The 23199-nt window shown below is 64.3% G+C and carries 19 protein-coding genes; 10 read left to right on the top strand and 9 right to left on the bottom strand.

The window, feature by feature from the left end:
* Positions 1-108: 108 nt before the first annotated feature.
* The 6 genes from GPJ75_RS01200 (at position 109) to GPJ75_RS01225 (ending at position 6422) form a co-directional block, all read left to right on the top strand.
* Positions 109-561 carry an RbsD/FucU family protein gene (locus tag GPJ75_RS01200; RefSeq protein WP_163264261.1) on the top strand — a complete coding sequence of 151 codons (453 nt, stop codon included), beginning with the start codon at positions 109-111 and terminating at the stop codon, positions 559-561.
* Between the two features lie 4 nt (positions 562-565).
* A complete protein-coding gene (gene rbsK / locus GPJ75_RS01205) occupies positions 566-1504 on the top strand; it encodes a ribokinase (RefSeq protein WP_163264263.1) in 939 nt (312 codons plus the stop codon).
* A 245-nt stretch (positions 1505-1749) separates the two neighbouring features.
* Positions 1750-1998, top strand: coding sequence for a hypothetical protein (locus GPJ75_RS01210; RefSeq protein ID WP_163264265.1), 249 nt, complete (start codon positions 1750-1752; stop codon positions 1996-1998).
* Between the two features lie 16 nt (positions 1999-2014).
* A complete protein-coding gene (locus GPJ75_RS01215; RefSeq protein ID WP_163264267.1) occupies positions 2015-2368 on the top strand; it encodes an EF-hand domain-containing protein in 354 nt (117 codons plus the stop codon).
* A gap of 272 nt (positions 2369-2640) precedes the next feature.
* Positions 2641-4509 carry an ABC transporter ATP-binding protein gene (locus tag GPJ75_RS01220; RefSeq protein ID WP_163264269.1) on the top strand — a complete coding sequence of 623 codons (1869 nt, stop codon included), beginning with the start codon at positions 2641-2643 and terminating at the stop codon, positions 4507-4509.
* Entirely contained in the window at positions 4509-6422 is a 1914-nt protein-coding gene (locus GPJ75_RS01225; protein ID WP_163264272.1) for an ABC transporter ATP-binding protein, read from the top strand. Before GPJ75_RS01220 ends, GPJ75_RS01225 begins: the two co-directional genes overlap by 1 nt.
* 574 nt (positions 6423-6996) lie before the next feature.
* Here GPJ75_RS01225 and GPJ75_RS01230 read toward each other — a convergent pair.
* The 9 genes from GPJ75_RS01230 to GPJ75_RS01270 all read right to left on the bottom strand — a co-directional run bounded on the left by GPJ75_RS01230 (position 6997) and on the right by GPJ75_RS01270 (position 18842).
* Positions 6997-7911 (bottom strand): ABC transporter ATP-binding protein, encoded by a 915-nt coding sequence (locus GPJ75_RS01230; RefSeq protein WP_163264274.1) that lies wholly within the window; start codon positions 7909-7911, stop codon positions 6997-6999.
* Complete coding sequence (locus tag GPJ75_RS01235; RefSeq protein WP_163264856.1) at positions 7908-8888, bottom strand: ABC transporter ATP-binding protein; 981 nt, start codon at positions 8886-8888, stop codon at positions 7908-7910. Before GPJ75_RS01235 ends, GPJ75_RS01230 begins: the two co-directional genes overlap by 4 nt.
* A 51-nt stretch (positions 8889-8939) precedes the next feature.
* The gene (locus GPJ75_RS01240; RefSeq protein ID WP_159585369.1) at positions 8940-9797 is read right to left on the bottom strand and encodes an ABC transporter permease; all 858 of its coding nucleotides are present in this window, start codon (positions 9795-9797) and stop codon (positions 8940-8942) included.
* A 7-nt stretch (positions 9798-9804) separates the two neighbouring features.
* Positions 9805-10809: an ABC transporter permease gene (locus tag GPJ75_RS01245; RefSeq protein ID WP_163264276.1), complete on the bottom strand. Its 1005-nt coding sequence runs from the start codon at positions 10807-10809 to the stop codon at positions 9805-9807.
* A gap of 78 nt (positions 10810-10887) precedes the next feature.
* The gene (locus GPJ75_RS01250; RefSeq protein ID WP_163264278.1) at positions 10888-12798 is read right to left on the bottom strand and encodes an ABC transporter substrate-binding protein; all 1911 of its coding nucleotides are present in this window, start codon (positions 12796-12798) and stop codon (positions 10888-10890) included.
* Positions 12799-12999: 201 nt separating this feature from the next.
* Positions 13000-14511 carry an arabinosylfuranosidase ArfA gene (arfA, locus tag GPJ75_RS01255; RefSeq protein ID WP_163264280.1) on the bottom strand — a complete coding sequence of 504 codons (1512 nt, stop codon included), beginning with the start codon at positions 14509-14511 and terminating at the stop codon, positions 13000-13002.
* Positions 14512-14668: 157 nt separating this feature from the next.
* Positions 14669-15598 carry an ArsR/SmtB family transcription factor gene (locus tag GPJ75_RS01260; RefSeq protein ID WP_163264282.1) on the bottom strand — a complete coding sequence of 310 codons (930 nt, stop codon included), beginning with the start codon at positions 15596-15598 and terminating at the stop codon, positions 14669-14671.
* A 149-nt stretch (positions 15599-15747) separates the two neighbouring features.
* Positions 15748-17550, bottom strand: coding sequence for an ABC transporter ATP-binding protein (locus GPJ75_RS01265; protein ID WP_163264284.1), 1803 nt, complete (start codon positions 17548-17550; stop codon positions 15748-15750).
* Between the two features lie 368 nt (positions 17551-17918).
* A complete protein-coding gene (locus GPJ75_RS01270; protein ID WP_246248861.1) occupies positions 17919-18842 on the bottom strand; it encodes a helix-turn-helix domain-containing protein in 924 nt (307 codons plus the stop codon).
* A 92-nt stretch (positions 18843-18934) separates the two neighbouring features.
* Between GPJ75_RS01270 and GPJ75_RS01275 the strand changes: the two genes are divergently transcribed.
* From GPJ75_RS01275 to GPJ75_RS01290, 4 genes are all read left to right on the top strand, one after another.
* Positions 18935-20212: an ABC transporter substrate-binding protein gene (locus GPJ75_RS01275; RefSeq protein ID WP_163264286.1), complete on the top strand. Its 1278-nt coding sequence runs from the start codon at positions 18935-18937 to the stop codon at positions 20210-20212.
* A 190-nt stretch (positions 20213-20402) separates the two neighbouring features.
* A complete protein-coding gene (locus tag GPJ75_RS01280) occupies positions 20403-21263 on the top strand; it encodes a carbohydrate ABC transporter permease (protein WP_163264288.1) in 861 nt (286 codons plus the stop codon).
* Complete coding sequence (locus tag GPJ75_RS01285; RefSeq protein WP_163264290.1) at positions 21260-22096, top strand: carbohydrate ABC transporter permease; 837 nt, start codon at positions 21260-21262, stop codon at positions 22094-22096. The genes GPJ75_RS01280 and GPJ75_RS01285 overlap by 4 nt, the downstream gene beginning before the upstream one ends.
* Positions 22097-22107: 11 nt before the next feature.
* Positions 22108-23193 (top strand): ABC transporter ATP-binding protein, encoded by a 1086-nt coding sequence (locus GPJ75_RS01290; protein WP_163264292.1) that lies wholly within the window; start codon positions 22108-22110, stop codon positions 23191-23193.
* Positions 23194-23199: the final 6 nt, after the last annotated feature.

Here is a 23199-nt window from a genome sequence, read left to right on the forward strand (position 1 = left end):
GACAAAACAAGGAGTTAGACCCGTTCATCGATTCCATGAAATGATGAACGGGTCTAACCCGCAACCGAAATTTGGCCGGGAAAGAGCGGCCGCTCTTGGAGGGAAGACATGCTCAAGGGGATCAACCCGCTGCTGAATGCCGATGTGCTCTTCGCGCTGAGGGCCATGGGCCACGGCGACGACCTCGTCATCGCCGACACCAACTTCCCGTCCGATTCGATCGCCCGGCAGACGCGCCTCGGCAGGCTTCTGCGCATCGACGCCACGGCGGCCGAGGTGGCCGCCGCCATCCTCTCCGTCTACCCGCTCGACACCTTCGTCGACGACGCGGCGGCCCGCATGGAGGTCGTCGGCGCGCCGGACGAAATCCTGCCGGTGCAGGCGGAGGTGCAGAAGGTGGTCGATGAGGCGGAGGGCCGCTCCTGGCCGATGGTCGGCGTCGAGCGCTATGCCTTCTACGAGCGCGCCAAAAAGGCCTATTGCGTCATCCAGACCGGCGAACGCCGCTTCTACGGCTGCTTCGCCTTCCGCAAGGGCGTCATCCCGCCGGACCAGGACTGAGCCCATGGAGAAGGGCAAGCCGATCGTCATCCTCGGCGTGTTCGTCGCCGACACCGCCTACCGCGCCGCAAGGCAGCCGCGGATGGGGGAGACGCTTTTGGGCAGCGCCTTCAAGCTCGGCCCCGGCGGCAAGGGCTCAAACCAGGCCGTCGCCGCCGCGCGGCTCGGCGCCGACGTCAGCTTCATCACGCGGCTCGGCCGCGATCCGTTCGCCGACATGGCGCTCACGACATGGCGGGAAGCGGGCGTCGAGCCGGCGGTCATCGAGACGCCGGAGAGCTATACCGGTGCCGCCTATATCTTCGTGGAGGAGGAAAGCGGCAACAACGCCATCATCGTTTGCCCTGGCGCCGCGACCCTCATCTCCCCCGCCGACATCGATGCCAAGGCAGACCTCATCCGCTCCGCCGGCGTCTTCGTCACACAGCTCGAGCAGCCCATCGAGGCGGCCGTCCGCGCCTTGGAGATCGCCCGGGAAGCGGGCGTGACGACGATCCTCAACCCCGCGCCCGCCGCAAAGCTGCCACCGGAGATCTTCGCCCTTTGCGACTACGCCACGCCCAACGAGACGGAGGCGGAAGAGCTGACGGGCATCGCGGTCGCCTCCCCCACTGAGGCACGCCGCGCCGGCGAGGCGCTTCTGGAAAAGGGCGTCCGGTCGGCCGTGATCACGCTGGGCGAGAAGGGAGCACTCATCGTCGATCGCGACGGCGCCCAGCACGTCCCCGCGTTCGCCGCCGGCCCCGTTGTCGAGACCACCGGCGCGGGCGATGCCTTCAACGGCGGGTTCGCCGTGGGCCTGGCGCGCGGCCTGACACCGGCCGATGCGGTGCGCTTCGGCTGCGCCGTTGCGGGCATCTCCGTCACCCGTCCAGGCACCGCCCCCTCGATGCCGACGCTTACCGAAGTCGAAGTGCTTCTCGCGTCGCGGGCAAGCGTCTGAAGCTGGCGGCCAAGCATATTCAAAGACACGGCAGCGTCGCCGATTTCGTGATCGAAGTTTAGACGTGAAAGAAACTGTGAATCGGAATTGAAGGCGACTTGCCTATCCTAGTCCCGTCTTGACGGCGAGGTCGGACTCATCGCGACCGACGGTCGGCCTGACGAGGACATCCTGGTCGATCGGACACGCTCCCAGGGCGTTGACCCGACAATTATGCGGGCGCCCTGAAAAACGAGGAGAGGGACATGATCAGGAATGGAATAATTGTGGCCGCGGCCGCGTCATCCTTGCTGGTGGCCGGCTGCCAGTCGAGTTCGGACCCGAATGTTCAGGCCCGCAATCACGAGTTCGGATGCATTGCCGGCACGGTTGGCGGCGCCATTATTGGCGGGCTGATTGGCACCACGATCGGCGGCGGCAGGGGGGCTGTTCTGGCTACTGCGGCTGGCCTCGGTGGCGGCGGTCTTCTCGGTAATCGGTTGGCTTGCCGCTAAGGCGAAGGAGGATCCCATGAAGAAAACAATCTTTGCCGCCCTGTCAGGCCTTCTTATTTTCGCCGGCACTGCTGCCGCCCAGACCGAAATGCCGATGCACGAAGGCCATCTCAATGAACTCGACGCCAACGCCAGCGGCGCCGTGAACCAGCAGGAATACCAGACCTTCATGACCCAGGCCTTCGGCAGGCTCGATGCCAATGGCGACGGCTATCTGGTGGAGACGGAAACCACCCAAGTCCTGAATGCGGATCAGTTCGCCGCTACCGACGCCAACGGTGATGGTCGCGTCAGCCAGGACGAGTTCATGAACCGCGTCATGCAGGACTTCGCCGCGGCCGACAGAAGCGGCGACGGACGGCTGGAATAGGATCAGCCGCCGCGGTGAGTGATCGCCCGAAGACAGTGGTGCGATCCTGACAGATGGTACCATCTGTTTGGGTCAGACCACTAGGCCGGCGGGGCATCGTGCCACGCCGGCCGCAAATGCTGTGCCAGTCGTCAAAAAACTGCCATATAGGGGTTCGAGAGACTTGAACCTGCCGCCCCGTTGCGCCCTAATTGCGCGGCGAGTGGTCCTGACGGCGAGTCGCTCGGCTTGCCGCCGCCTATAGGGCGAAAAAACTCAGTCTGGAAAGCACCTTGAGCAGCGATGCCATTGGCAGCGCGACGAAGGCACGGAATTCGTTCGCGCATGTGGAGGCGGCCGGTTGGGGCCAGGGCCTCAGCACACTGTTGCGGATCACGCGCATGAATTTGCGCCATCCCTGGCAGGTCACCTTCGCCATTGGCTCGACCGTCATCGCCGCCACCCTGCAACTCACGATCCCCCAGCTTCTGGGCCGCGCCGTGGACCAAACGCAGACCGCCATCGGCGGCGGGGCTGAGGGCGCGGCTGCCGAAAGCGCGCTTCTCATCTCCGCGCTTCTGCTTTTGACGGTCAGCATCCTGCGCGGCCTTTTCACCATGACGCAGAACTACTACGCCGAAGCGGTCGGCCATCACATCGGCTACGAGCTCAGGCTTGCCTGCTACGAAAAGATCCAGCGTCTCTCCTTCTCCTTCCACGACCGGGTGCACTCGGGGGATCTCATCACCATCGGCATGCTCGATCTGGAAGGCGTGCGGATGTATTTCTCGACCGCGCTGGTGCGCGCCGTGCTGCTCACCATGCTGATTGGCATCGGCGCCTATCTTCTGATCTCCACCGACCCCGTGCTCGGCCTCCTGGCGCTCAGCTTCGTCCCCTTCGTCGGCTGGCGCTCCTCCGTCACCCGGCTGAAGCTGCGCGCCACCTGGCTCGAGTTGCAGGAGCGCCTTTCGGTGCTCACCCGCGTCATGGAGGAGAACCTCGGCGGCATCCGCGTGGTGCGCGCCTTCGCCGCCCAGGCCTACGAGATGATGAAGTTCGACCGCGCCTCCAAGAGCGCGCTCGAGCTCGCCCACGAGCGTGTCGGCATCCGCGTGCGCAACACCTCGGCCATGACCTTTTCCTTCTTCCTGGCCATGGGGCTGGTGCTGCTCGTCGGCGGCAACAAGGTCGTCGCCGGCGAGATCAGCGTCGGTACATTGGCGACATTCCTCACCTTCATGACCATCCTGCAGATGCCCGTGCGCCAGCTCGGCATGATGGTCAACGCGTTCGCCCGCGCCTCCACCTGCGGCTCGCGGCTGTTCGGCCTGCTCGACCTCGACATCGCCGTCAAGGATGCGCCGGACGCCAAGCCACTCGCCATCACCGACGGCACCCTGCGCTTCAACAATGTCTCCTTCGCCTATCCGGGTGCGCAGGACCGCAAGGTCCTGAAGAATGTCAGCTTCGAGGCAAGGAAGGGCGAGACCGTCGGCATCGTCGGCCCACCCGGCTCCGGCAAGTCGACCATCGCCCACCTCATCCCACGCTTTTACGACGTCACCGGCGGTGCCATCACGCTCGACGGGCAGGACATCCGCAAGGCGACGCTGGCCTCGCTCCGCCAGGCGGTCGCCGTCGTCCAGCAGGACGCCTTCCTCTTCACCACCACCATCGAGAACAACATCGCCTATGGCGATCCCTGGGCCAAGGAGCGGCGCATCGCGCGGGCCAGCGAGTTCGCCCAGCTCCACAACTACGTCCTCGGGCTTCCCGCCGGCTACGGCACGGTCGTGGGCGAGCGCGGCGTATCTCTGTCGGGCGGCCAGCGCCAGCGCCTGACGATCGCCCGCACCATGATGCTCAAGCCCTCGGTCATCGTCTTCGACGATTCCACCGCGGCCATCGACGCCGCCACCGAGAGCCGTATCCGCACAGCCATGCGGCGCTTCGCCAAGGACCGGGTGACGATCGTCATCGCCCACCGGCTGAGTTCGCTGATGCATGCCGACCAGATCCTCTTTGTCGAAGGCGGCGAGATCGTCGAGCGCGGCACCCATGAGGAGCTACTCGCCAAGGGCGGGCGCTACCGGGCGCTCTACGATCTCCAGGTCCGCCCCGGCGAGGAGATGCTGGATGAAGCGGGAGGTGGCGGCTGATGGCCCCGGACGGCGCAGGCGAGACCGAGGTCGAACGCAACGAGGTGCGCGACGGCGGGCGCCGCCCGCCCCGTGCCGTCGTCGGCTCGCACCGCATCGAAGAGGAGATGTTCGGCCGCGCCTTCGACAAGAACATCGTCAAGCGCATCTGGGCGTTCGTGCGCCCCTACCGCGCCAAGGTGGTCATTTCGGTGGCCGCCGTCCTGATCTTCACCGCCACGCAGCTCGTCATCCCGCTCATCATCCGCTACGCCATCGACAACGGCATGGCGCCCGGCGAGATCGACCACCCTGCCCTCCTTTATTCCGTCGCCGCCTTCGCGCTGGCCATCCTCATCAACTTTGCGGCCAGCTACACGCAGGAGACCGTGGTCGGCCAGATGGCCGAGGATGTGCTGTTCGACATCCGCCGCGCCATGTTCGGGCATCTGCAGAAGGTCTCGCTTTCCTTCATGGACAAGACGGAGGTCGGGCGCCTGATGTCGCGGCTCCAGGGCGACGTCAATTCCATGCAGGAGTTCCTGGAGACCTCCGTCCTGTCTGTCGGCGACATCGTGCTCCTCTTCGGCATCGTCTTCGTCATGCTGTGGCTCGATTTCCGTCTCGGCCTGCTGACGCTGTCGGTGATGCCGATCCTCTTCATCGTCCGCATCTTCTGGCTGCCGCGCGCCCGCGAAGCCTTCATGGCCGCCCACGAGACCAATTCGGTCGCCAACGGCGCGCTCGCCGAGGCCATTCACGGCGTGCGCGCGGTGCAGTCCATGGACCGCCAGCAGGTCAATTTCACCCTCTACGACGACAAGGCCGCCGCCAACCTGAAGACGCACCTGACGGCGGCGAAATACGCCCAGGTCATGGTGCCCATCGTCGACAGCCTCACCGGCCTTGCCATGGCCTTCGTCATCGTCGTCGGCGGTTCCATGGTGCTGAACGGCGGTCTCGACGTCGGCATCATGGTCGCCTTCCTGTTCTACATCCAGCGCTTCTTCGATCCGATCCGCTCGCTGACCCTGCAATACTCGGTCATGCAGCGCGCCATGGCCTCGGGCAAGCGCCTGACCGACGTGCTCGACGTCCGCATCGACGTCAAGGACAAGCCGGGCGCCAAGGTGCTGTCGCCCGACATGGACGGCTCGGTGGAGTTCAAGGACGTCACCTTCGGCTACGACCCGAAGCAGCCGGTGCTGAAAGACGTCTCCTTCCGCGTCAATCCCGGCGAGACGGTGGCCCTGGTCGGCCCCACCGGCTCGGGCAAATCTTCCGCCATGGCGCTCGTCCACCGCTTCTACGACGTGCAGAAGGGCGAGGTGCTGGTCGGCGGTCACGACGTGCGCGACTTGACGCAGGAGTCGCTCGGCCGCCAGGTCGCCATGGTGCTGCAGGAGCCGTTCCTGTTCACCGGCACCGTCTTCGAGAACATCCGCTACCACAAGGCCGACGCCACCCGCGATCAGGTGATCGAAGCGGCCAGGGCCGTCGGCGCGCACGACTTCATCATGTCCCTCGACGGCGGCTACGATGCCATCCTCGGCGAGCGCGGCGGCAACCTCTCCCTCGGTCAGCGCCAGCTCATCAGCTTTGCCCGCGCGCTGGTGGCCGATGCCAAGATCCTCGTCCTCGACGAGGCCACCGCCAACATCGACAGCTACACCGAGATGCTGATCCAGAAGGCGCTAATCAGGCTCCTCCAGGGCCGCACCGGCCTCGTCATCGCCCACCGCCTCGCCACCATCCGGGGCGCGGACCGCATCATCGTCCTGCAGAACGGCCAGGTGATCGAGACCGGCAACCACGACCAACTCATGGCCAAGGGCGGCCTCTACTCCAAACTCTACAACCTCAACTACGCCTCTTTCGACGATATCCCGGAGGCGGAGCTTGAGGCCTCGGCGCAGAGCGGGTCGCAGACCTAGCCGCCGTCCGGTCAACGGCGCCAACCTTGCCGCGGGGATAAAATCGGCGGCCAATTTCCGCCAACCCATTGATTCCAAACAATCTGCAAACTTTTTTCGCACGAAAATACGCCCCCCTCCCTCGGCCGCCCTTATCCTGTGCCCGTCCCTCCCGCGGGAACGTGGATCGCGACGGCGGTCTCGCGGGGAGGGGCCGGCGCCTCCGGCGGGCCGCTAACGTGGCGGCCGGCCCGGGGAGGCTCCGCCCAAGGGTTCCCCTGCCGCCACTACGGGCGGCGCGTGCCGGACGGTGCACTTTAAAAGGGAGCCGGGGAGACGGGGGCGCGGAGCGCCCTGTCGTGGAAGGCTCAAAGCCTTCCGGATCCGGCTTCGTGGAAGCGGAACGGGCGGAGACTTAAGAACGCCGGACGGGCGGCCCGAGGGTCGCGAAAAAAAATTTGACTGGCGACACTTTGGCCGCCCGTCTTCCCACCACCCTTCCCGAAGGGTGGGTTCTTTGAAATGGCCAGACGGTGAAAACCGGGCGTGGCAACGATGGCGCATGTCATGTCGGCATCGACGCGCCTCCTCCCCCTCACCCCACTCGCACCAGCCGCCCGTCTTCTGCCGGCTCCAGCCGCCCTTTGACGAGCGCTTCGGCGCTCGTGTCCACCTCTTCGCGGCCGGAGCGGGTGATCAGTCCCCTCCCCGCGTCGTCGAAGGAGAGCACCGAGCGCTTCAGAAGCTGCGAATAGGGGTGCTGCGGGGCGTCGAGGATGGGGCGGGCGGGGCCCATCTCCACCACGTGCCCCTTCTGCATGATGATGATGCGGTCGCTGATATAATAGGCGGTGGCAAGGTCGTGGGTGATGTAGATGATGGTCACGCCGAGCTCGTCGCGCAGCCGCTTGAACAGGTTGACGATCGCCATCCGGAGAGAGGCGTCGACCATGGAGACGGGCTCGTCGGCGACGATCACGCTCGGCTTTGAGATCAGCGCCCGGGCGATGGCCGTGCGCTGCAACTGGCCGCCGGACAATTCGTGCGGAAAGCGCCCCTTCACCTCCTTCAGCGACAGGCCGACATGGTGGAGCGCCTCGTCCATCGGCCCTTCCATCTCGGCCTCGGTACGCGCGTTGAGAAACCGCCGGGCGGTGGAGGCGAGATAGCGGTCGACGCGCTTCAGCGGGTTGAACGCTTCGAACGGGTTTTGGAAGATCGGCTGTACGCGCGCCATGAAGGCAAGCCGATCCGCTCCGCGGCGCGCGGCGATGTCCCTCCCCTCGAACTTGAGTTCGCCGCTCGTCGGCACGTCGCTGCCGAGGATCATGCGGGCGAGCGTCGTCTTGCCGGAGCCCGACTCGCCGATGATCGTGAAGATCTCCGGCGTCTCCGCCGACAGCGCGAAACTAACCTCGTTGACGGCCCTGATCTGCTTGCGCGACAGCACGCCCCCCATGGTGAAGACCTTGCTGACGTCGCGGACGTCGAGAAGCGGCGGCGCGCTCATGAGAGGGGCTCCTCGACATTAAGGATCTTTTCGGCGGGAAGCGCCTCGTCGGCGCGGAAGCAGGCGACCCGATGTCCGCCCGGTCGCTCCTCCAGCACCGGCACCTCCCTGCGGCAGCGCTCGACGGCGATCGGGCAGCGCGGGTGGAAGCGGCAGCCCGCCGGCGGCTCGGCAAGGCTTGGCGGGCGACCCTCAAGCGACGGCTTGGGGCTGGTGTCGCCGATGCGCGGCAGGCTGGCGACCAGGTGGCGGGTATAGGGGTGGCGTGCGGCGGTGAAGATGGTCCGCGTCGGCGCCTCCTCGACGATGCGGCCGGCATAGACGATGGCCAGCCTGTCTGTAATGTTGGCGTGGACGGACATGTCGTGCGTGACGAAGACGACGGAGGAGCCGAGCGCCTGCTGCACCTCGCGGATCATTGCCAGCACGTCCTTCTGCACCACCACGTCGAGCGCCGTCGTCGGCTCGTCGGCGATGATGAATTCGGGGCGGCAAACGGTGGCGAGCGCGATGGTGACGCGCTGGCGCATGCCGCCGGAAAGTTCGTGCGGATAGGCCCTCAGCACCCCCGGCTCGAGGTGGAGGCGGGCGAGATGCGCTTCCACCGCCTCCCAGAACGCATCGCGCTTCAGGCCCATCGGCCGGAAGGCAAAGTCCTCGAAGGTGGAGCGCACGCGGCGCACGGGATTGAGCACGCTCATGGAGCCCTGCATGATATAGGACAGGTGCTTCCAGCGGATCTTCGCGATCTCGTCTTCCCCGGCATGGGCGACGTCGATGGGCTTGCCGTTGAACCGGTACGTCACCCGCCCGTCGACGATGCGGAAGGGCGGACGGATGGCCGCGGCCAGCACCTTGATGAAGCTGGTCTTGCCGGACGAGCTCTCCCCGGCGATGCCGTAGATCTCGTTGGCCATGACGCGCATGGTGACGTCGTCGACGGCGCGCACCTCGCGCTCCACGCCGAAGTAGTTCATCTGGTAGTAGGCCTTGAGGCCCTCGACGGTGAGAATGTCGTCGGCCAAAGGTCAGGCTCCCATGCGGCGCAGGCGGCTGCGCGGGTCGATGTATTCGTTCATCGAGACAGCCAGGAGAAACAGTCCCAGGAAGGTCATGACGATCAGAACCACCGGGATGACGATCCACCACCAAACGCCGACCACCATCGCCGAGTGGTTGTTGGCCCAGTAGAGCGCCGTGCCGACGGTCGGCACGTTGATGTTGGTGAAGCCGAGGACGGCGAGCGTCACCTCGAGCCCGATCGACCAGATCATGTTGGCCATGGCGGTCGAAAAGACGATCGGCATCACATAAGGCAGATGCTCCTCATACATGATCCTTGCGGGCGACATGCCCGCAAAGACGGCGTGCCGCGTGAACTCCCGATGCTTCAGCCCCAGCGCCACCGAGCGGATGAGCCGCGCGTCGAACGGCCAGCCGAAACAGGCCATGATCAGCGCCAGCTTCATCATGTCGAGGTTGTTGCGCAGCACGAAGTAGAAGAGGATGAGGATCGGAAAGATGGGAATGGCGACGAAGATATCGTTGAAAAACATCAGCGTCCGATCCGTCCACCCTCCGAGATAGCCCGCCGTCAGCCCCACCGTGATCGAGATGATGCGCGACAGCACCGCGACGGTCAGCCCGAAGAACAGCGTGTTGCGGAAGGCGAAGGTGAGCTGCCAGAAGAGGTCCTGCCCGCGCGAATTGGTGCCGAACCAGAACTCCGCGCTCGGCGGCATATCGGGGATCGTCGTATAGATGGCCGTCGGATCGACGGGCGAGGCGAAGCTCAGAAGAGAGAAAGCGACGATGACGCCGACGAGCACCACACCGATGGTGAACTCGATGTTGTAGCGGATGAGATCGCGGAAGACGCTGAACATATCGGCCTTACTCCGCCTTGATGCGCGGATCGAGAAGGGGGTGGAGGAGGTCGATGAGGAAGATCGCCGTCGCCACCGCGATGACAGCGATGCACGAGACGGCAAGTACCACCGCCGAATCCCCGGCATTGACCGCCCGCACCAGAAGCGTGCCGAGGCCTGGATAGGAGAAGACCTGCTCGGTGATGATGGTGCCGGAAAAGATGCCCCCCAGCGCCATGGCGAGCGCGGTGAGCTGGGGCACGATAGCGTTGCGGATGACGTAGGAGGAGACGATACGCTCGCGCTTCACGCCGGCAAGCTCGGCATAGGTCACATAATCTTCGGTGACGATGTTGGAGACCAGCGCCCGCATGCCGAGGAACCACGTGCCGAGGCCGACGATCACCAGCGACGCCGCCGGCAGGATGGCGTGGCGCAGGATCGAGACGGCGAACTCGGGCGACCAGGAAGGGCGGACGTTCATGGAAAAGCCGCCGGAGATCGGCAGCACCGGCCACAGGAAGCCGAAGATGATGACCATCAGGAAGGCGACGATGTAATAGGGGATCGGCTGGATGCCGATAGCGACGACGCCGAAGGCCTTGAGCAGTCGCGAGTTCTGGTAGTAGCCGGCAAGGCCGCCGAGAATGTTGCCGATGAGCCAGGTGAGGATCGTCGACACCGTCAGGAGCCCGACCGTCCACGGCAGCGCCAGCATGACCAGCTTCATGGCGGGCGTGGGAAAGGCGAGAAGCGACGGCCCGAGATCGCCGACGAGAAAGCGGCCGAGAAAATTGAAGTACCGCTCGTGAAGGGGCACGTTGAGGCCGAAGAGCTCGGTGAGCGTCTGCCGCAGCGATTCGATGGCTTCAGGACTGTAGGCCGACTGCCCGGCGACACGCCCGATAATGGTTTCAACGGGGCTGATGGGGCTCAGGTACGAAACGAAGAAGGCCACCGAGATACCGGTGAAGACGACGGCGAGAAGCTGCAGGAAGCGCTTCAGGGCGAAAGTCAGATAGTCCTTCATATGTCGCGATCGTCCTGCGCCGGTTGTGCGGGAGACGCCCGGCTTCCGCCGGACGCCTCGTCCTGGGAGGTGGTCCGCCTACTGCTTGGCAGGTTTCAACTGGGTGAGAATGTATTTCGAGTTCGCCCAATTGGTGACGATGTTGGCGTAGGGGTCTTCCTCGGCCGTCGGGAAGCCGGTCCAGTACCTCGTATCGTAGGCCGAGAACACGTTGAACGACATCACCGGGATCACCGGCATCTCGTCCACCATCAGCTTCACGAACTCATGGCCGAGCTCGAGGTTGCGCGGATCGGTGAACTCGGTCTTGCGCACCTCCTCGATGATCTCGTCGAGCTGCGGGTTCTTCCAGCGCTGCCAGTTGCGGTGCGGCTGGCGCTCGCCGGGCTCGGCCACATAGTCCGAGTGCCAGCTGTCGAGGAAGAAGCTGAGGTCAGGATCACCACCCCAGGTCTCGATCGACCAGGCGGTCGCCGCCTCGTATTGGCCGAGCGGCAGCGTCGAGCGGTAGATCTCCGGGTCGGCTTCCGCCGTCACCTGGATGCCCTGCTGAGACCATTGCTGGGCGATCATGGTGCCCATGCGGTTGATCACGCCTTCCTGGAAGGTGTTGAGCGTGAAGGCGAAGGGCTGGCCGTCCGGCATCATCCATTGATTGCCCTGTTTGGTGAAGCCGGCCGCCTCCAGAAGCTCGGTCGCCGCCTCGATGTCCTGCTTCCACCAGCCATAGCCGAAGGCGGTGCGGATGGCTTCCTCGTCGGTCGGCACCTCATCGCCGAACTGCGGGCGCACCATGTCGGCCACTTGCAGACCGATCGTCGGGTCATAGGGCTTGATCTTCCGCGTGCCGGTGTCCAGCTCGTAGTCGGTCAGCCAGTCCTGAAGCGGCGCGTGATAGTCCCGCGGATGCGTGCCCGTCGGCGGGATGGCGATGGCCGAGAGTGTGGCCGCGCCCCGATAGGACGCCATCGAGATGGCGCGCGCATCGAGCATCAGGGCCAGCGCCCAGCGCACCCGCTTGTCCTGGAACTTCTCGTTCTGGTGATTGAAGATCACCATGGGCAACGTCGGGTCCGGGTGGGCATAGGGGAAGCCGGGGAACCAGCCGCGCGAGGTCGGCGACTGCTTGATGAGGCTGAACATGCCCTCCGGCGTCAGATCGTGGATCATGTCGAGGTTGCCGTTGACCATCTCGATCAGCCGGCTGTCGGTCGAGGGAATGGACCGGTAGATGACGTATTTCGGCCCAGGCTCGCCCCACTGGGCGAGTGCCGTCTTGTCCCAATCCTCGCGCTTTTCCCAGATGTACCAGTAGCCGTTCGGATCGAAGGAATGGAGCGTGTAGGGACCGAGCCCGACCGGTGGGTTGAAGTCGTACGCCGTCACGTCCTCCACCTTGGAAAAGATATGCTCGGGCATGATCCAGGCGGCGTTCCAGCGTACGGAGAAGTTGGAGTGGAACCGCGAGTTGGGCTCCTTGAGGGTAAAGTGCACCGTGTAGTCGTCGACCGCCTCGACGCTTTCCACATACTCCGAGAACGGCGCGCTCCAGACCATCCCGGGCGTCTTCATCTGCGTCTCAACAGTGAAGACCACGTCGTCGGCCGTGAACTCCTCGCCGTCGCTCCACAGGATGCCCTCCCGCAGATGGACCGTCATCTCCGTGAAGTCGTCGTTGTACTGCCAGGGCTCCTTTGCCAGCTGGTTGTAGAGCGCACCTTCCAGGCCGGCGTCGGGGTCGATGAACCAGAGCGTGTCGAGCGCCAGCTGATGCAGGCCGTTCGACCATGCGGCGCCGTTGCCGGCGACCCACATGTTGAACATGCCGGGATTGATCGCCGGCGGCTCGGGATTGTTGATGATCAGCGTTTCTTCGCGCGGAAATTCATTGAGCGGCGGCGCGGCGGCCTCTTCCTCCTGGGCAATGGCGGTACCGCCAAAAGCCAGCGAGACGAGCGCCGACGCCAGAAGCGTCTTCAGCTTTCGCATCGATTTCCTCCCTAAGCGAGGATGCTCAGCGGCATCCCTGTCGCAAGTGCCCTCCGACACCCAAAAGACATGCTTCACCAATGTCGGGCGCTTGTCAACGGATAATCTGATGTAAACCAGAAATCATGATATATAGAAAAGAAAGGCGCACTCCCTGTAGGAAATGCGCCTCCAAGGCGGGGAGGAATAGCCGTGGTTTGCTCAGAGCCTCACGCGGATCATCTGATACGAATAGGCAGGCAGCGAAGCGGCAAGCGCCCCGTCGGCCACCCTCGCCCCCGAACCGCTGTGGGGCCTTACGTTCTGCTGGTTGGCGGTGGTGTTCACCGCTTCGAGGTCCGTATGGGTCATCACCTGATGGTCGATGACCGTGCCGCCGGCAAAACCCTGCAGCCTCACCTCGACGTCGATCGCCTCCGTGCCGTGCCGGTTGACAAGGAAGAAGGTGAGCGTGCCCTCCTCCTCGTTGTGCACGCCCGAAACGTCGACATAGGGCACGTTGTCGTCGTGGTCGCTGTCGTAGCCGGGGCAGTCCACCAGGAGGTTCAAGGCCGTACCGCGCCCGTGGATCGATGCGAAATAGTAGGGGTAGTAGATCGTCTGCCGCCAGGCGGGACCGCCCCTCTCGGTCATGATCGGCGCGATGACGTTGACCAGCTGTGCGATGCAGCCGATCTTCACCACATCCGAGCGGCGGATGAAGGTGTTGAGGATGCAGCCGACCTGCAGCACGTCCTCGAAATTATAGATGTCCTCCAAGAGCCCCGGCGCCAGCGGCCAGCCGTTGCCGCCGTCGAGGATGGCGCGGTCCTTCTTGTTGGAGTGGTACCACACGTTCCACTCGTCGAAGGAGATGTAGACGTCGCGCTTCGACCGCTTCTTGCCCTTCACGTAGTTGATGGCGGAGGCGACGGTGCCGATGTAGCGGTCCAGCTTGTGATTGAGCGCCAGATAGTTGGCCGTGTTCTTCTCGGGATTGCGGAAGTACATGTGCAGGGAGACGTGGTCGACCACTTCGTAGGTGTGCTCCAGAACGACGCGCTCCCACTCGGGATAGGTGGGCATGTCCGAGTGGCTCGACCCGCACACCACCAGTTCCAGCGACTTGTCGAAGGCGCGCATGGCCTTGGCCGTCTCGGCGGCGAGCTTGCCGTATTCGTGTGCGTCCTTGTGGCCGACCTGCCAGGGGCCGTCCATCTCGTTGCCGAGGCACCACAACTTCACGTCCCACGGCTCCCGCCGGCCGTTCTTGGCACGAAGATCGCTCCAGTAGGAGCCGCCGGGATGGTTGCAGTATTCGAGGAAATTGCGCGCCGCATCGAGCCCGCGCGAGCCGAGATTGACGGCAAGCATCATCTCGGTGCCGGCAGCCTGGCACCAGTCGGCGAATTCGTGGATGCCCACCTCGTTGGTCTCGCTGGTGTGCCATGCGAGATCGAGCCGCACCGGCCGGTCTTCGCGCGGGCCGATGCCGTCCTCCCAGTTGTAGGCGGAAACGAAATTGCCGCCGGGATAGCGCACGACCGGGACGTTGAGCGCGCGGACAAGCTCCAGCACGTCGCCGCGGAAGCCGTTCTCGTCCGCGGTCGGATGACCCGGCTCATAAATTCCGGTATAAACGGCGCGGCCCAGATGCTCCAGAAAGGCACCGTAAAGCCGGTCGTCGATCCTGGAGACGGTGTAATCCTTGTGTGCGGTGACGTGAGCCTTCACGGCGTCCTCCCAATGGCCGATCCTTTTGAATCGGTCTACGCGATATATATCGGCTATCCTGATTGCTTGCGACGACAGTGTCAACCGTGGAAACGAGCTCCGACGGGACAAAAGAGCGGGTGGACCCTAGGGTCGATAGGCGCAAACGGTCCCGAGGTCACCGCTTCATGTTGATGCGCATGACGATGTCCTGATCGTAGTTCCCGAAGCCGCGGCCGAAGATGTTCACGCCGCCGGGATGCTTGGCGTCCTCGCGGATGCCGATGCGCATGCGGATCGAGTGATGGCCGGCAAGATCGAGCGTGTCGATCGTCATATCGGAGATCTTCATGCCGTCGATGAAGGTACCCTTGCCGTTGACGGACCAGGTCTTCAGCATGCCGTATTGCGAGCCCTTCAGCTTCCACCAGGAGGGGGTATAGACGCCGCGCTTGTCGCCGAAATCGCCGGGCGAGGTCCACGTGCCGACCTCGATCCCGTTGAGCCACAGCGTGATGTCGGAGGGCCAGTTCGTGCTGGTTCCAGGCACCTCGGAAGACAGTTCCATCGAGAACTCGATGCTGTCGATGCCGGAGCCGGCGAGCTTGGCGTTGTTGGGGAACTGGTATTCGACATAGCCGCGGCCGAACCACAGAAGCGCCGCCTTCATGCGGTCCGGATCGAGGAAGTAGTCCGGCACGTCGAGCAGGCCGATGATGCCTTCGACGGAACAAAGCCCGCAGGGCGCCTCCGTGCTGCAGGCCGTATAGAGGCCGAGCGGCATGACGACCTCGATGGTGTTGTCGGCCTTCGGCGGCAGCGTTTCCTTGAAGAGCACGAGGATCTCGTCGAAGGTGGAATGGCAGATCTTCTGGTTACCCTTGCGCGCCTTGACCGTCTCGCATCGTACGAGCCCGCCCTCCTCGAGGATCTGCAGGTTGGACGACACCGTCGACTGCGGCAGCGAGAGCACCCGCGCGATATCGTTGACGTTCATCGGCCCCTCGACGTGCAGAAGCTTCAGCATCCGAGCGCGCACCGGCGAGGCCAACCCCCTGAGCGTGGGCATGTTCTCTTCGGGATCGACGACGAGGAAATTGCGATTCATGAAATCACCGGTGTCGGCATGAAGGAGGGCTGTCACGGGCAGCCCGCGACGTCGCGGGCAAGCATATCAAGAAGTTTGATAATGTCGATCCGCAATGATCAAGCTCCGTCGGATCCCCTGAAAGGGGCGCCCTTAGGCGGCCCTTTCGGCTATGCAAAGCCCTTCGTGAGCTCCAGGGCCTGGCGCTCGAAGAGCCGGCGGTAGATTCCGCCTTCGCGCCTGACGAGCTGGGTGTGGTCGCCCTCCTCGACGATCCGCCCCCGGTCGAAGACGAGCAGCCGGTCGAGCGCGCGCACGGTGGAGAGCCGATGCGCGATCACCAGTGTCGTGCGCCCGACCATCAGCCGCTCCATCGCTTCCTGGATCAGTACCTCCGATTCCGAATCGAGGCTCGACGTCGCCTCGTCGAAGATCAGGACCGGCGCATCGGCCAGGAAGGCGCGGGCGATCGCCACGCGCTGTCGCTCGCCGCCCGACAGCTTGACGCCGCGTTCGCCGACCAGTGTGGCAAAGCCCTTGGGCAGCGCGGTGATGAAGTCGTGCGCGCTCGCTAGCCGCGCCGCCTCCTCGATCTGCGCCATCGACGCGCCCGGACGGGCATAGGCGATGTTCTCCGCCAGCGACCGGTGGAACAGGATCGGCTCCTGCTGCACGATGGCGACCTGGTTGCGGAGCGAGGCCTGCGCCACGCGGGCGATGTCCTGGCCGTCGATCAGGATACGCCCGCTTGTGACGTCGTAAAGCCGTTGGATCAGCTTGACGAAGGTCGTCTTGCCCGATCCCGAGTGCCCGACGAGGCCGACGCGTTCGCCCGGCCGGATCGACAGTGAGAAGTCGCGGTAAAGCGGCGTCGCGTGACCGACATAGTGGAACGTGACGTTCTCGAACTCGATACCGCCCTCCTCGATGGCGATAGGCTGCGCGCCGGCAACGTCTTCCACCCCGAGCGGCTGGCTGTGGATATCCACCAGCTCCTCCATGTCGTTGACCGAGCGCTGCACGTTGCGCACATGCATGCCGACATCGCGCAGATAGCCCTGCAGCACGAAGAAGGCAGTGAGCACGAAGGCGATGTCACCCGCTGTCGCCTGGCCGCCGCTCCACAAGAACACGGCAAAACCGATGACCGCCGCGCGCAGGACGAGCATGATCGCTCCTTGCGTGGTGCCGTTGATCGTGCCGCGCACCCAGGTGCGGTGCGTGCGGTGGCGCCATTTCCCGATAACGCCGCTGAGACGCGTATCCTCGCGCGCTTCCGCACCGAAGGCCTTGACAACGGCGTTGCAGGAGACGGCGTCGGCGAGCGCGCCGCCGAGCTTCGTATCCCATGCGTTGGCGAGGCTCGCGGCCGGCGCGACATAACCGAGCGAAAGCGCGACCGTCAGCCCGACATAGACGATCGAGCCGGCGGCGATGATCAGCCCCATCGTCGGCCAATACCATCCGAGCAACAGGGCGGAGCCCACCAACATCACCGCGGAAGGAAACAACGCCACCAGAAGGGTGTCGTTCAAAAGATCGAGCGCCCATATGCCGCGCGTGATCTTGCGCACGGTCGATCCGGCGAAGCTGTTGGCGTGCCAGTCCGTCGAAAAGCGCTGCACGCGGTGAAACGTATCGGCGGCGATCTCCGACATCATCTTCAGCGTCAGGTCGATGATCCCCATGAAGGCGATGTGGCGCATGACGATGGCACCGCCCGAGAGAGCGAGCAGGGTCAGGAATGCGGCGATTGCCGCGTTCCAGGCAACCTCGTCCGTGGCCGCACCCCGCGCCACGGCATCGACCAGCCGGCCGGAATAGAGCGGCGTCAAAACGTCGGCCGTGGTCGAAACGAGCACGGCCGCGATGATGAAGGCGAGCCTTGCCGGCTGGCGCCGCCAATGCGCGTCAAGGAATTGGAACACGCTGCGAAAGGCGTTGCCCCGCAGGGCATTGCGGAAGGAAATCATGGCGTTCGACGGATGCGCAGGGCATCCGGTCCTCAAAATCGGAAAATCGTGAAACGGCGCCGGGACGAAAAAATAGGTCGGTCAAGCGGTGCCGGGCTTACGCTGCGCACGCTCCACGTGGGAGGCGCACGGGCGGCAGCCGTCTTGACCTTTTGGCGCGCTAAGCGGTCAGTGCTGACCTAACGACGCGGGAAGCCCAAGCCGCTGCCCACTAGAGAAGAAGAGCCGAATGCTGGCATTCTTAGCCTCCTTGGTAGGGCTGAACGAGGATGAGCTTCATAAAGGGGCCGTTGCGCCATGCCAACCCCTTCATGCCATTTCCGCAAGCGGTGTGTTCGCGCCGCAACACCGCCGGCTGTTGGAGGCTTTTATCTCGATGCCCTTTCCCGCGCGACCACCGGTGGCATATGCGGGCGCGTGCGCAGGCGCTGGCGGAAGTCGGACGGCGTCATGCCGGCGATCTTGCGAAAGCACTTGGTGAAGGCCGACAGCGAGCCGAAGCCGCTGTCCATCGCCACCCTCAGCACGTTCGCATCCTCCTGCATGAGCAGCGCCTGGGCGTAGGAGAGCCGCAAGAGGCTGACATATTCGTTGAGCGTCATGCCGGTCGACTTCTTGAACACGCTCATGGCGTATTTGGGGTGGATGTCCGCCGACAGCGCGATGTCGGTGGAATCGATGTCGTGGCGGAAATTATCGGTGATGAACGCGCAGATGCGGCCGATGTTGTGGAAGCTCGTCCGGTCCGGCGCCTCGGCCGGGGTAACCGGCTGGCCAGGATCTTCCAGGAGGCGGTACGGCTCGAACTGAATGCGCTCGATGCGCAGGAGAAGCTCGTCGACGGCGTGGTTGACACGCTTCTCCTCGCCCGAGCGGATGTATTGGGACCAGCGGTTGAAATCGAGATCGTCGGCACTGCCGGGCTGGTGGGCGATCAGCGTCGCCCCGCGCATCAGCTTCTGCTGAATCTCCGCGATCAGCCGCAGCCGGAAGAAATGCACCAGCGGCAGGTGGATGGCAACGAACCAGGCGTCCTCCGAGGTGTCGACCACCTGATGCGGCAGACCGCCCCAGAAGAGGCAGAGATCGCCCGCCTTCAACTCGGCCATGTGACCGCGCATGCGGTAGTCCACCTGGCCCCGGAAGACGTAGTTTATCTCGACCTGGGCATGCCAGTGCGCGGTCCGCATGATGCCGGGCTGCTCGTGGCTTATCACGAGGCTGTTAGGGACCTTCTCGACCGTACTCTTGGCAGGCTCCCAATACCGCTTGCCGGCTATCTTACCATCCAACGGTTCCGCCTTCCCTTTCACAGCGACGCAAGAACAGCGTCCTTTAACCTATGAGAGGCCCGGTCTTCGGGCAACAGGAAAGGGAGGAACCCATGCGCATGACGCTCGGCCGCGCCGCTCTGGCGCTTGTCTTGGCCACCGGAAGCGCTCCGGCCTTCGCCCAATCGGGCGAGATCACCGTCTGGAGCTGGAATGTCGCCGCTTCGTCGCTCGAATCCACCATCGAGGGCTTCAACGCTCAATATCCGGACGTCACCGTGACGGTCCAGGATCTGGGCAACCAACAGGTCTTCGACCGCACGCTTGCCGGCTGTGCGGCGGGAGGCGCCGGCCTGCCCGACGTGCTCTCCATAGAAAACCACGAGGCGGAGATCTTCTGGGCCCAGTTCCCCGACTGTTTCACCGACCTGAAGGAACTCGGCTATACCGAGGAGATCGCCAGCGGTTTCCCGGATTTCAAGCGCGTCGAGCTCGAGCCGGGCGACGCCGCCTACGCCATGCCATGGGACTCCGGCCCGGTGGCCATGTTCTACCGGCGCGATTATTACGAGAAGGCCGGCGTGAACCCCGAGGACATTAAGACCTGGGACGATTTCATCGAGGCCGGCAAGAAGATCATGGAGGCCAATCCCGGCGTCGTCATGAGCCAGGCCGACTTGAACGGCGATACCGAGTGGTTCCGCATGATCGCCAATGAGCAGGGCTGCGGTTACTTCTCACGGGATGGCAACGCCATCACCGTCAACCAGCCGGCCTGCGTGGCCGCGCTGGAAAAGGTAAAGGAGATGGTTGACGCCGGCCTGATCACCGCCGCCGATTGGAACGAGAAAATCCAGGCCAACACCGCCGGCACGGTGGCGACGCAGATGTATGGCGGCTGGTACGAGGGCACGATCCGCTCCGCCTCGCCGGACCTCGCCGGAAAATGGGGCGTCTACCGCATGCCGAGCGTGACGGCAGACGGCCCGCGCGCGGCCAATCTCGGCGGCTCTTCGCTGGCGATCCCCAGCGTGTCGGAGAACAAGGAAGCCGCCTGGGCCTACGTCAACTACACGCTCGGCACCAACGAAGGCCAGGTGACGATGCTGCGCGAATTCGGCCTCGTGCCCTCGCTGCTTTCCGCGCTCGATGACCCTTACATGCAGGAGCCGCAGCCCTACTGGGACGGCCAGAAAGTGTGGATCGACATCCTCGGTACGCTGGAACAGGTCGTGCCGAGCCGCGGCACACCCTTCTTCGGCGATGCCGACGGCATCATGAACGCCGTGCAGACCCAGTATATCAACGGCGGGTTCGACAGCGCTCAAGCTGCCGCCGACAACGCGGCCGACCAGATCGCCGTCGTGACGGGCCTGCCGATCGCGGAGTGAGTGTTTCATTTATGACCGCATAGCACCCCCACTCCGTCTCGCGCGTTCCGCGCGATCCACCTCTTCGAGGGGGAGAGGTGGATCGGCCGACCTACCCACCGAGGCCCGAAGGGCGAACGTGGAGGGCCGAGACGGAGTTGGGGGTTGGTGCCGGCATAGGCGGTCCTGGAGCCAGGAGGGAACGGATAACATGCGGATGCGGACACGGGCGGCCTACGGCTTCCTGGCACCCTATCTCCTGATCTTTACCACCTTCTGGGTGTGGCCGATCGTCTTTTCCTTCTATCTCTCCTTCCTCGCCACGCGCACCCAGCCCTGGCGGTTCAATCCGGCCGCCACCTGGGGGCGGCTCGTCATCGATCCGGCGTTCCTGAACGCGCTCAAGAACACGCTGGTCATCCTCGTCATCCAGGTGCCGGTGATGATCGCGCTGGCAACCGTGCTCGCCGTCCTCCTCAACTCGCAGCTTTTGAGGGCGCGCGGCATCATGCGCTTCGCCTTCTTCGCGCCTGTCGTCGTCGGCGAGGCGGCATACGCGGCCGTCTTCCGGCTGATGTTCAACGCCGATTTCGGCATCATCAACAAGATCATCACGGGCCTTGGCCTGCCGCCGGTGGCCTGGTTCGCGAGCCCGACGGCGGCAATGGCGCTCATCATGATGGCCGTCACCTGGCGCTGGGTGGGCTACAACGCCATCATCATCCTGTCGGGTCTGCAGGCTATCCCCCAGGATGTCTACGAGGCGGCCACCCTCGACCGGGTGTCGAAGCCGAGGCAATTCTTCTTCATCACCCTGCCGCTGTTGAGGCCGATCATCCTCTTCTGCGTCGTGCTTTCGATCATCGGCACGATGCAGCTCTTCGCCGAGCCCTTCCTGATCACCAACCGCGGCGGCCCTGGACAGGCAACGGAGACGCTTGGCCTCTTCCTCTACCGGCAGGGCTTCACCGTGCTCAATTTCGGCTACGCATCGGCCGTCGCCTACACCATCGCCGCGCTCGCCATCCTCATCTCGCTCGCCAATCTGTGGCTGGGGAGGTCCGCCAAATGAGATCGAAATCCGCCTCCACGTTTCGACGCTCGATCGCGCTGCACGCGGTTCTGGTGCCGTTGGCGATCGTCTGGCTGTTCCCGATCTGGATGATGGTTGTGTTCTCCACCATGCCGGAGAACGCCATCTTCAGCCCGAACATCCACCTGATCCCCTCCAACCGGTTCTGGGAGAATTTCCTGATCCTCCAGGCCGATACGGATTTCCTGCGCACCATCTTCGTCTCCGTCGTGGTGGCGCTGGTCTATACGGTTCTCTCGGTGATGCTCACCTCGATGGCCGGCTGGGCGCTTGCCCGCTACAGTTTCGCCGGCAAGGGGCTCGTGCTGTCGATCATCCTCGGCACCCTGACGCTTCCCTATTTCGTCGTCGTCATCCCGCAATTCATCATGGTGGCGCGCGACTTCGGCCTCTCCAACACCTGGTTCGCGCTGATCGTGCCGCCGCTGTTCAACTCGCTGGGCGTGCTCTTCATGCGCCAGTCCTTCTCCATGATGCCGGCGGAATTGTTCGACGCCGCGCGCGTCGAGGGTGTGCGGGAGTGGCGCATTTTCCTGTTCGTCGGCATGCCGCTCGCCCGCCCGACGCTGGCTGCGTTGTCGATCATCCTCTTCCTGGCCTCGTGGAACAACTATCTCTGGCCGCTCTTGATCAACAACCGGCCCGACATGATGACTGCGCCGGTGGCGCTCGGCTCGCTGATCGGGCTTACCAAGGTCTCCTGGGGCGGCATCATGGTGGGAGCGGTCTTGCTGACGGCGCCGATGATCGCCGTCTTCGTTCTCCTGCAGCGTCATTTCATCGCCGGCATCGCCGCCGGCGCCGTAAAGTAAGGGCGGAATTCATGGCAGGCGTATCTCTCAAGAACGTGGTCAAGCGCTTCGGCACAATGGAGGTCGTGCACGGGGCGAGCCTGGACGTCGAGGATGGCGAGTTGATCGTCTTCGTCGGCCCTTCTGGCTGCGGGAAGTCGACATTGTTGCGCATGATCGCCGGGCTCGAGGACATCTCCGGCGGCGAGATCGCCATCGGCGGCATGGCGGTCAACGATGTCGAGCCCGCCGACCGCGGCATCGCCATGGTGTTCCAGACCTACGCGCTCTACCCGCACATGACGGTGGAACGGAACCTCTCCTTCGGCCTGCGCATGAACGGCAACGACAAGGCCGACACCGCGCGCAGGGTCGCCAAGGCGGCGCAGATCCTGCGTATCGAGGAGTTGCTCGACCGCCGCCCCCGCCAGCTTTCCGGCGGCCAGCGCCAGCGCGTGGCCATCGGCCGGGCGATCGTGCGCGAGCCGCAGGTCTTCCTCTTCGACGAGCCGCTCTCAAACCTCGATGCGGAACTGCGCGTGCAGATGCGGGTGGAGATCGCCCGCCTGCATGCCGAACTCGGCGTTACCATGATCTATGTTACCCATGACCAAGTGGAGGCGATGACGCTGGCCGACAGGATCGTCGTCCTGCGCGCGGGCCGCATCGAGCAGATCGGCAAGCCGCTCGACCTCTACGACGATCCGGCCAACCAGTTCGTCGCCGGCTTCGTCGGCTCGCCGAAGATGAATTTCATGGCTGCCGAGGTCGCATCCCTCGAAGACGGCTGCGTTACGGTCGCTCTCGTCAACCACGGCGGCGCGCGGCTGACGGTGCCGGTGGAAAACGGCTTTGCCGTCGGAGACCGTATCACCGTAGGCTTGCGGCCGGAGCATTTCCGGCGCCAGGGTGAGGGCGATTGCGACCTGTCCGTCAAGGTCGACATGGCCGAGCACCTGGGGTCGACCAGCTACATCTACGCCAACACCGCATCCAGCGAACAGCTTGTCATCGAACGGGAGGAGTCGCGCGGCGAGATCGGCATGGAGCGTCTGACCGTCTCCATTCCGGCGGCCAAGGCCTACCTGTTCGATGCCTCCGGCGCACGCCTGCGCTGACAACGC

Source organism: Chelativorans alearensis, from assembly GCF_010993735.1.
GTDB lineage: Bacteria > Pseudomonadota > Alphaproteobacteria > Rhizobiales > Rhizobiaceae > Chelativorans > Chelativorans alearense.

Coding starts and splice junctions, on each gene's coding strand:
- GPJ75_RS01200 (WP_163264261.1), top strand. CDS start 109: ATGCTCAAGGGGATCAACCCGCTGCTGAATGCCGATGTGCTCTTCGCG.
- rbsK (WP_163264263.1), top strand. CDS start 566: ATGGAGAAGGGCAAGCCGATCGTCATCCTCGGCGTGTTCGTCGCCGAC.
- GPJ75_RS01210 (WP_163264265.1), top strand. CDS start 1,750: ATGATCAGGAATGGAATAATTGTGGCCGCGGCCGCGTCATCCTTGCTG.
- GPJ75_RS01215 (WP_163264267.1), top strand. CDS start 2,015: ATGAAGAAAACAATCTTTGCCGCCCTGTCAGGCCTTCTTATTTTCGCC.
- GPJ75_RS01225 (WP_163264272.1), top strand. CDS start 4,509: ATGGCCCCGGACGGCGCAGGCGAGACCGAGGTCGAACGCAACGAGGTG.
- GPJ75_RS01230 (WP_163264274.1), bottom strand. CDS start 7,911: ATGAGCGCGCCGCCGCTTCTCGACGTCCGCGACGTCAGCAAGGTCTTC.
- GPJ75_RS01235 (WP_163264856.1), bottom strand. CDS start 8,888: ATGAACTACTTCGGCGTGGAGCGCGAGGTGCGCGCCGTCGACGACGTC.
- GPJ75_RS01240 (WP_159585369.1), bottom strand. CDS start 9,797: ATGTTCAGCGTCTTCCGCGATCTCATCCGCTACAACATCGAGTTCACC.
- GPJ75_RS01245 (WP_163264276.1), bottom strand. CDS start 10,809: ATGAAGGACTATCTGACTTTCGCCCTGAAGCGCTTCCTGCAGCTTCTC.
- GPJ75_RS01250 (WP_163264278.1), bottom strand. CDS start 12,798: ATGCGAAAGCTGAAGACGCTTCTGGCGTCGGCGCTCGTCTCGCTGGCT.
- GPJ75_RS01260 (WP_163264282.1), bottom strand. CDS start 15,598: ATGAATCGCAATTTCCTCGTCGTCGATCCCGAAGAGAACATGCCCACG.
- GPJ75_RS01265 (WP_163264284.1), bottom strand. CDS start 17,550: ATGATTTCCTTCCGCAATGCCCTGCGGGGCAACGCCTTTCGCAGCGTG.
- GPJ75_RS01275 (WP_163264286.1), top strand. CDS start 18,935: ATGCGCATGACGCTCGGCCGCGCCGCTCTGGCGCTTGTCTTGGCCACC.
- GPJ75_RS01280 (WP_163264288.1), top strand. CDS start 20,403: ATGCGGATGCGGACACGGGCGGCCTACGGCTTCCTGGCACCCTATCTC.
- GPJ75_RS01285 (WP_163264290.1), top strand. CDS start 21,260: ATGAGATCGAAATCCGCCTCCACGTTTCGACGCTCGATCGCGCTGCAC.
- GPJ75_RS01290 (WP_163264292.1), top strand. CDS start 22,108: ATGGCAGGCGTATCTCTCAAGAACGTGGTCAAGCGCTTCGGCACAATG.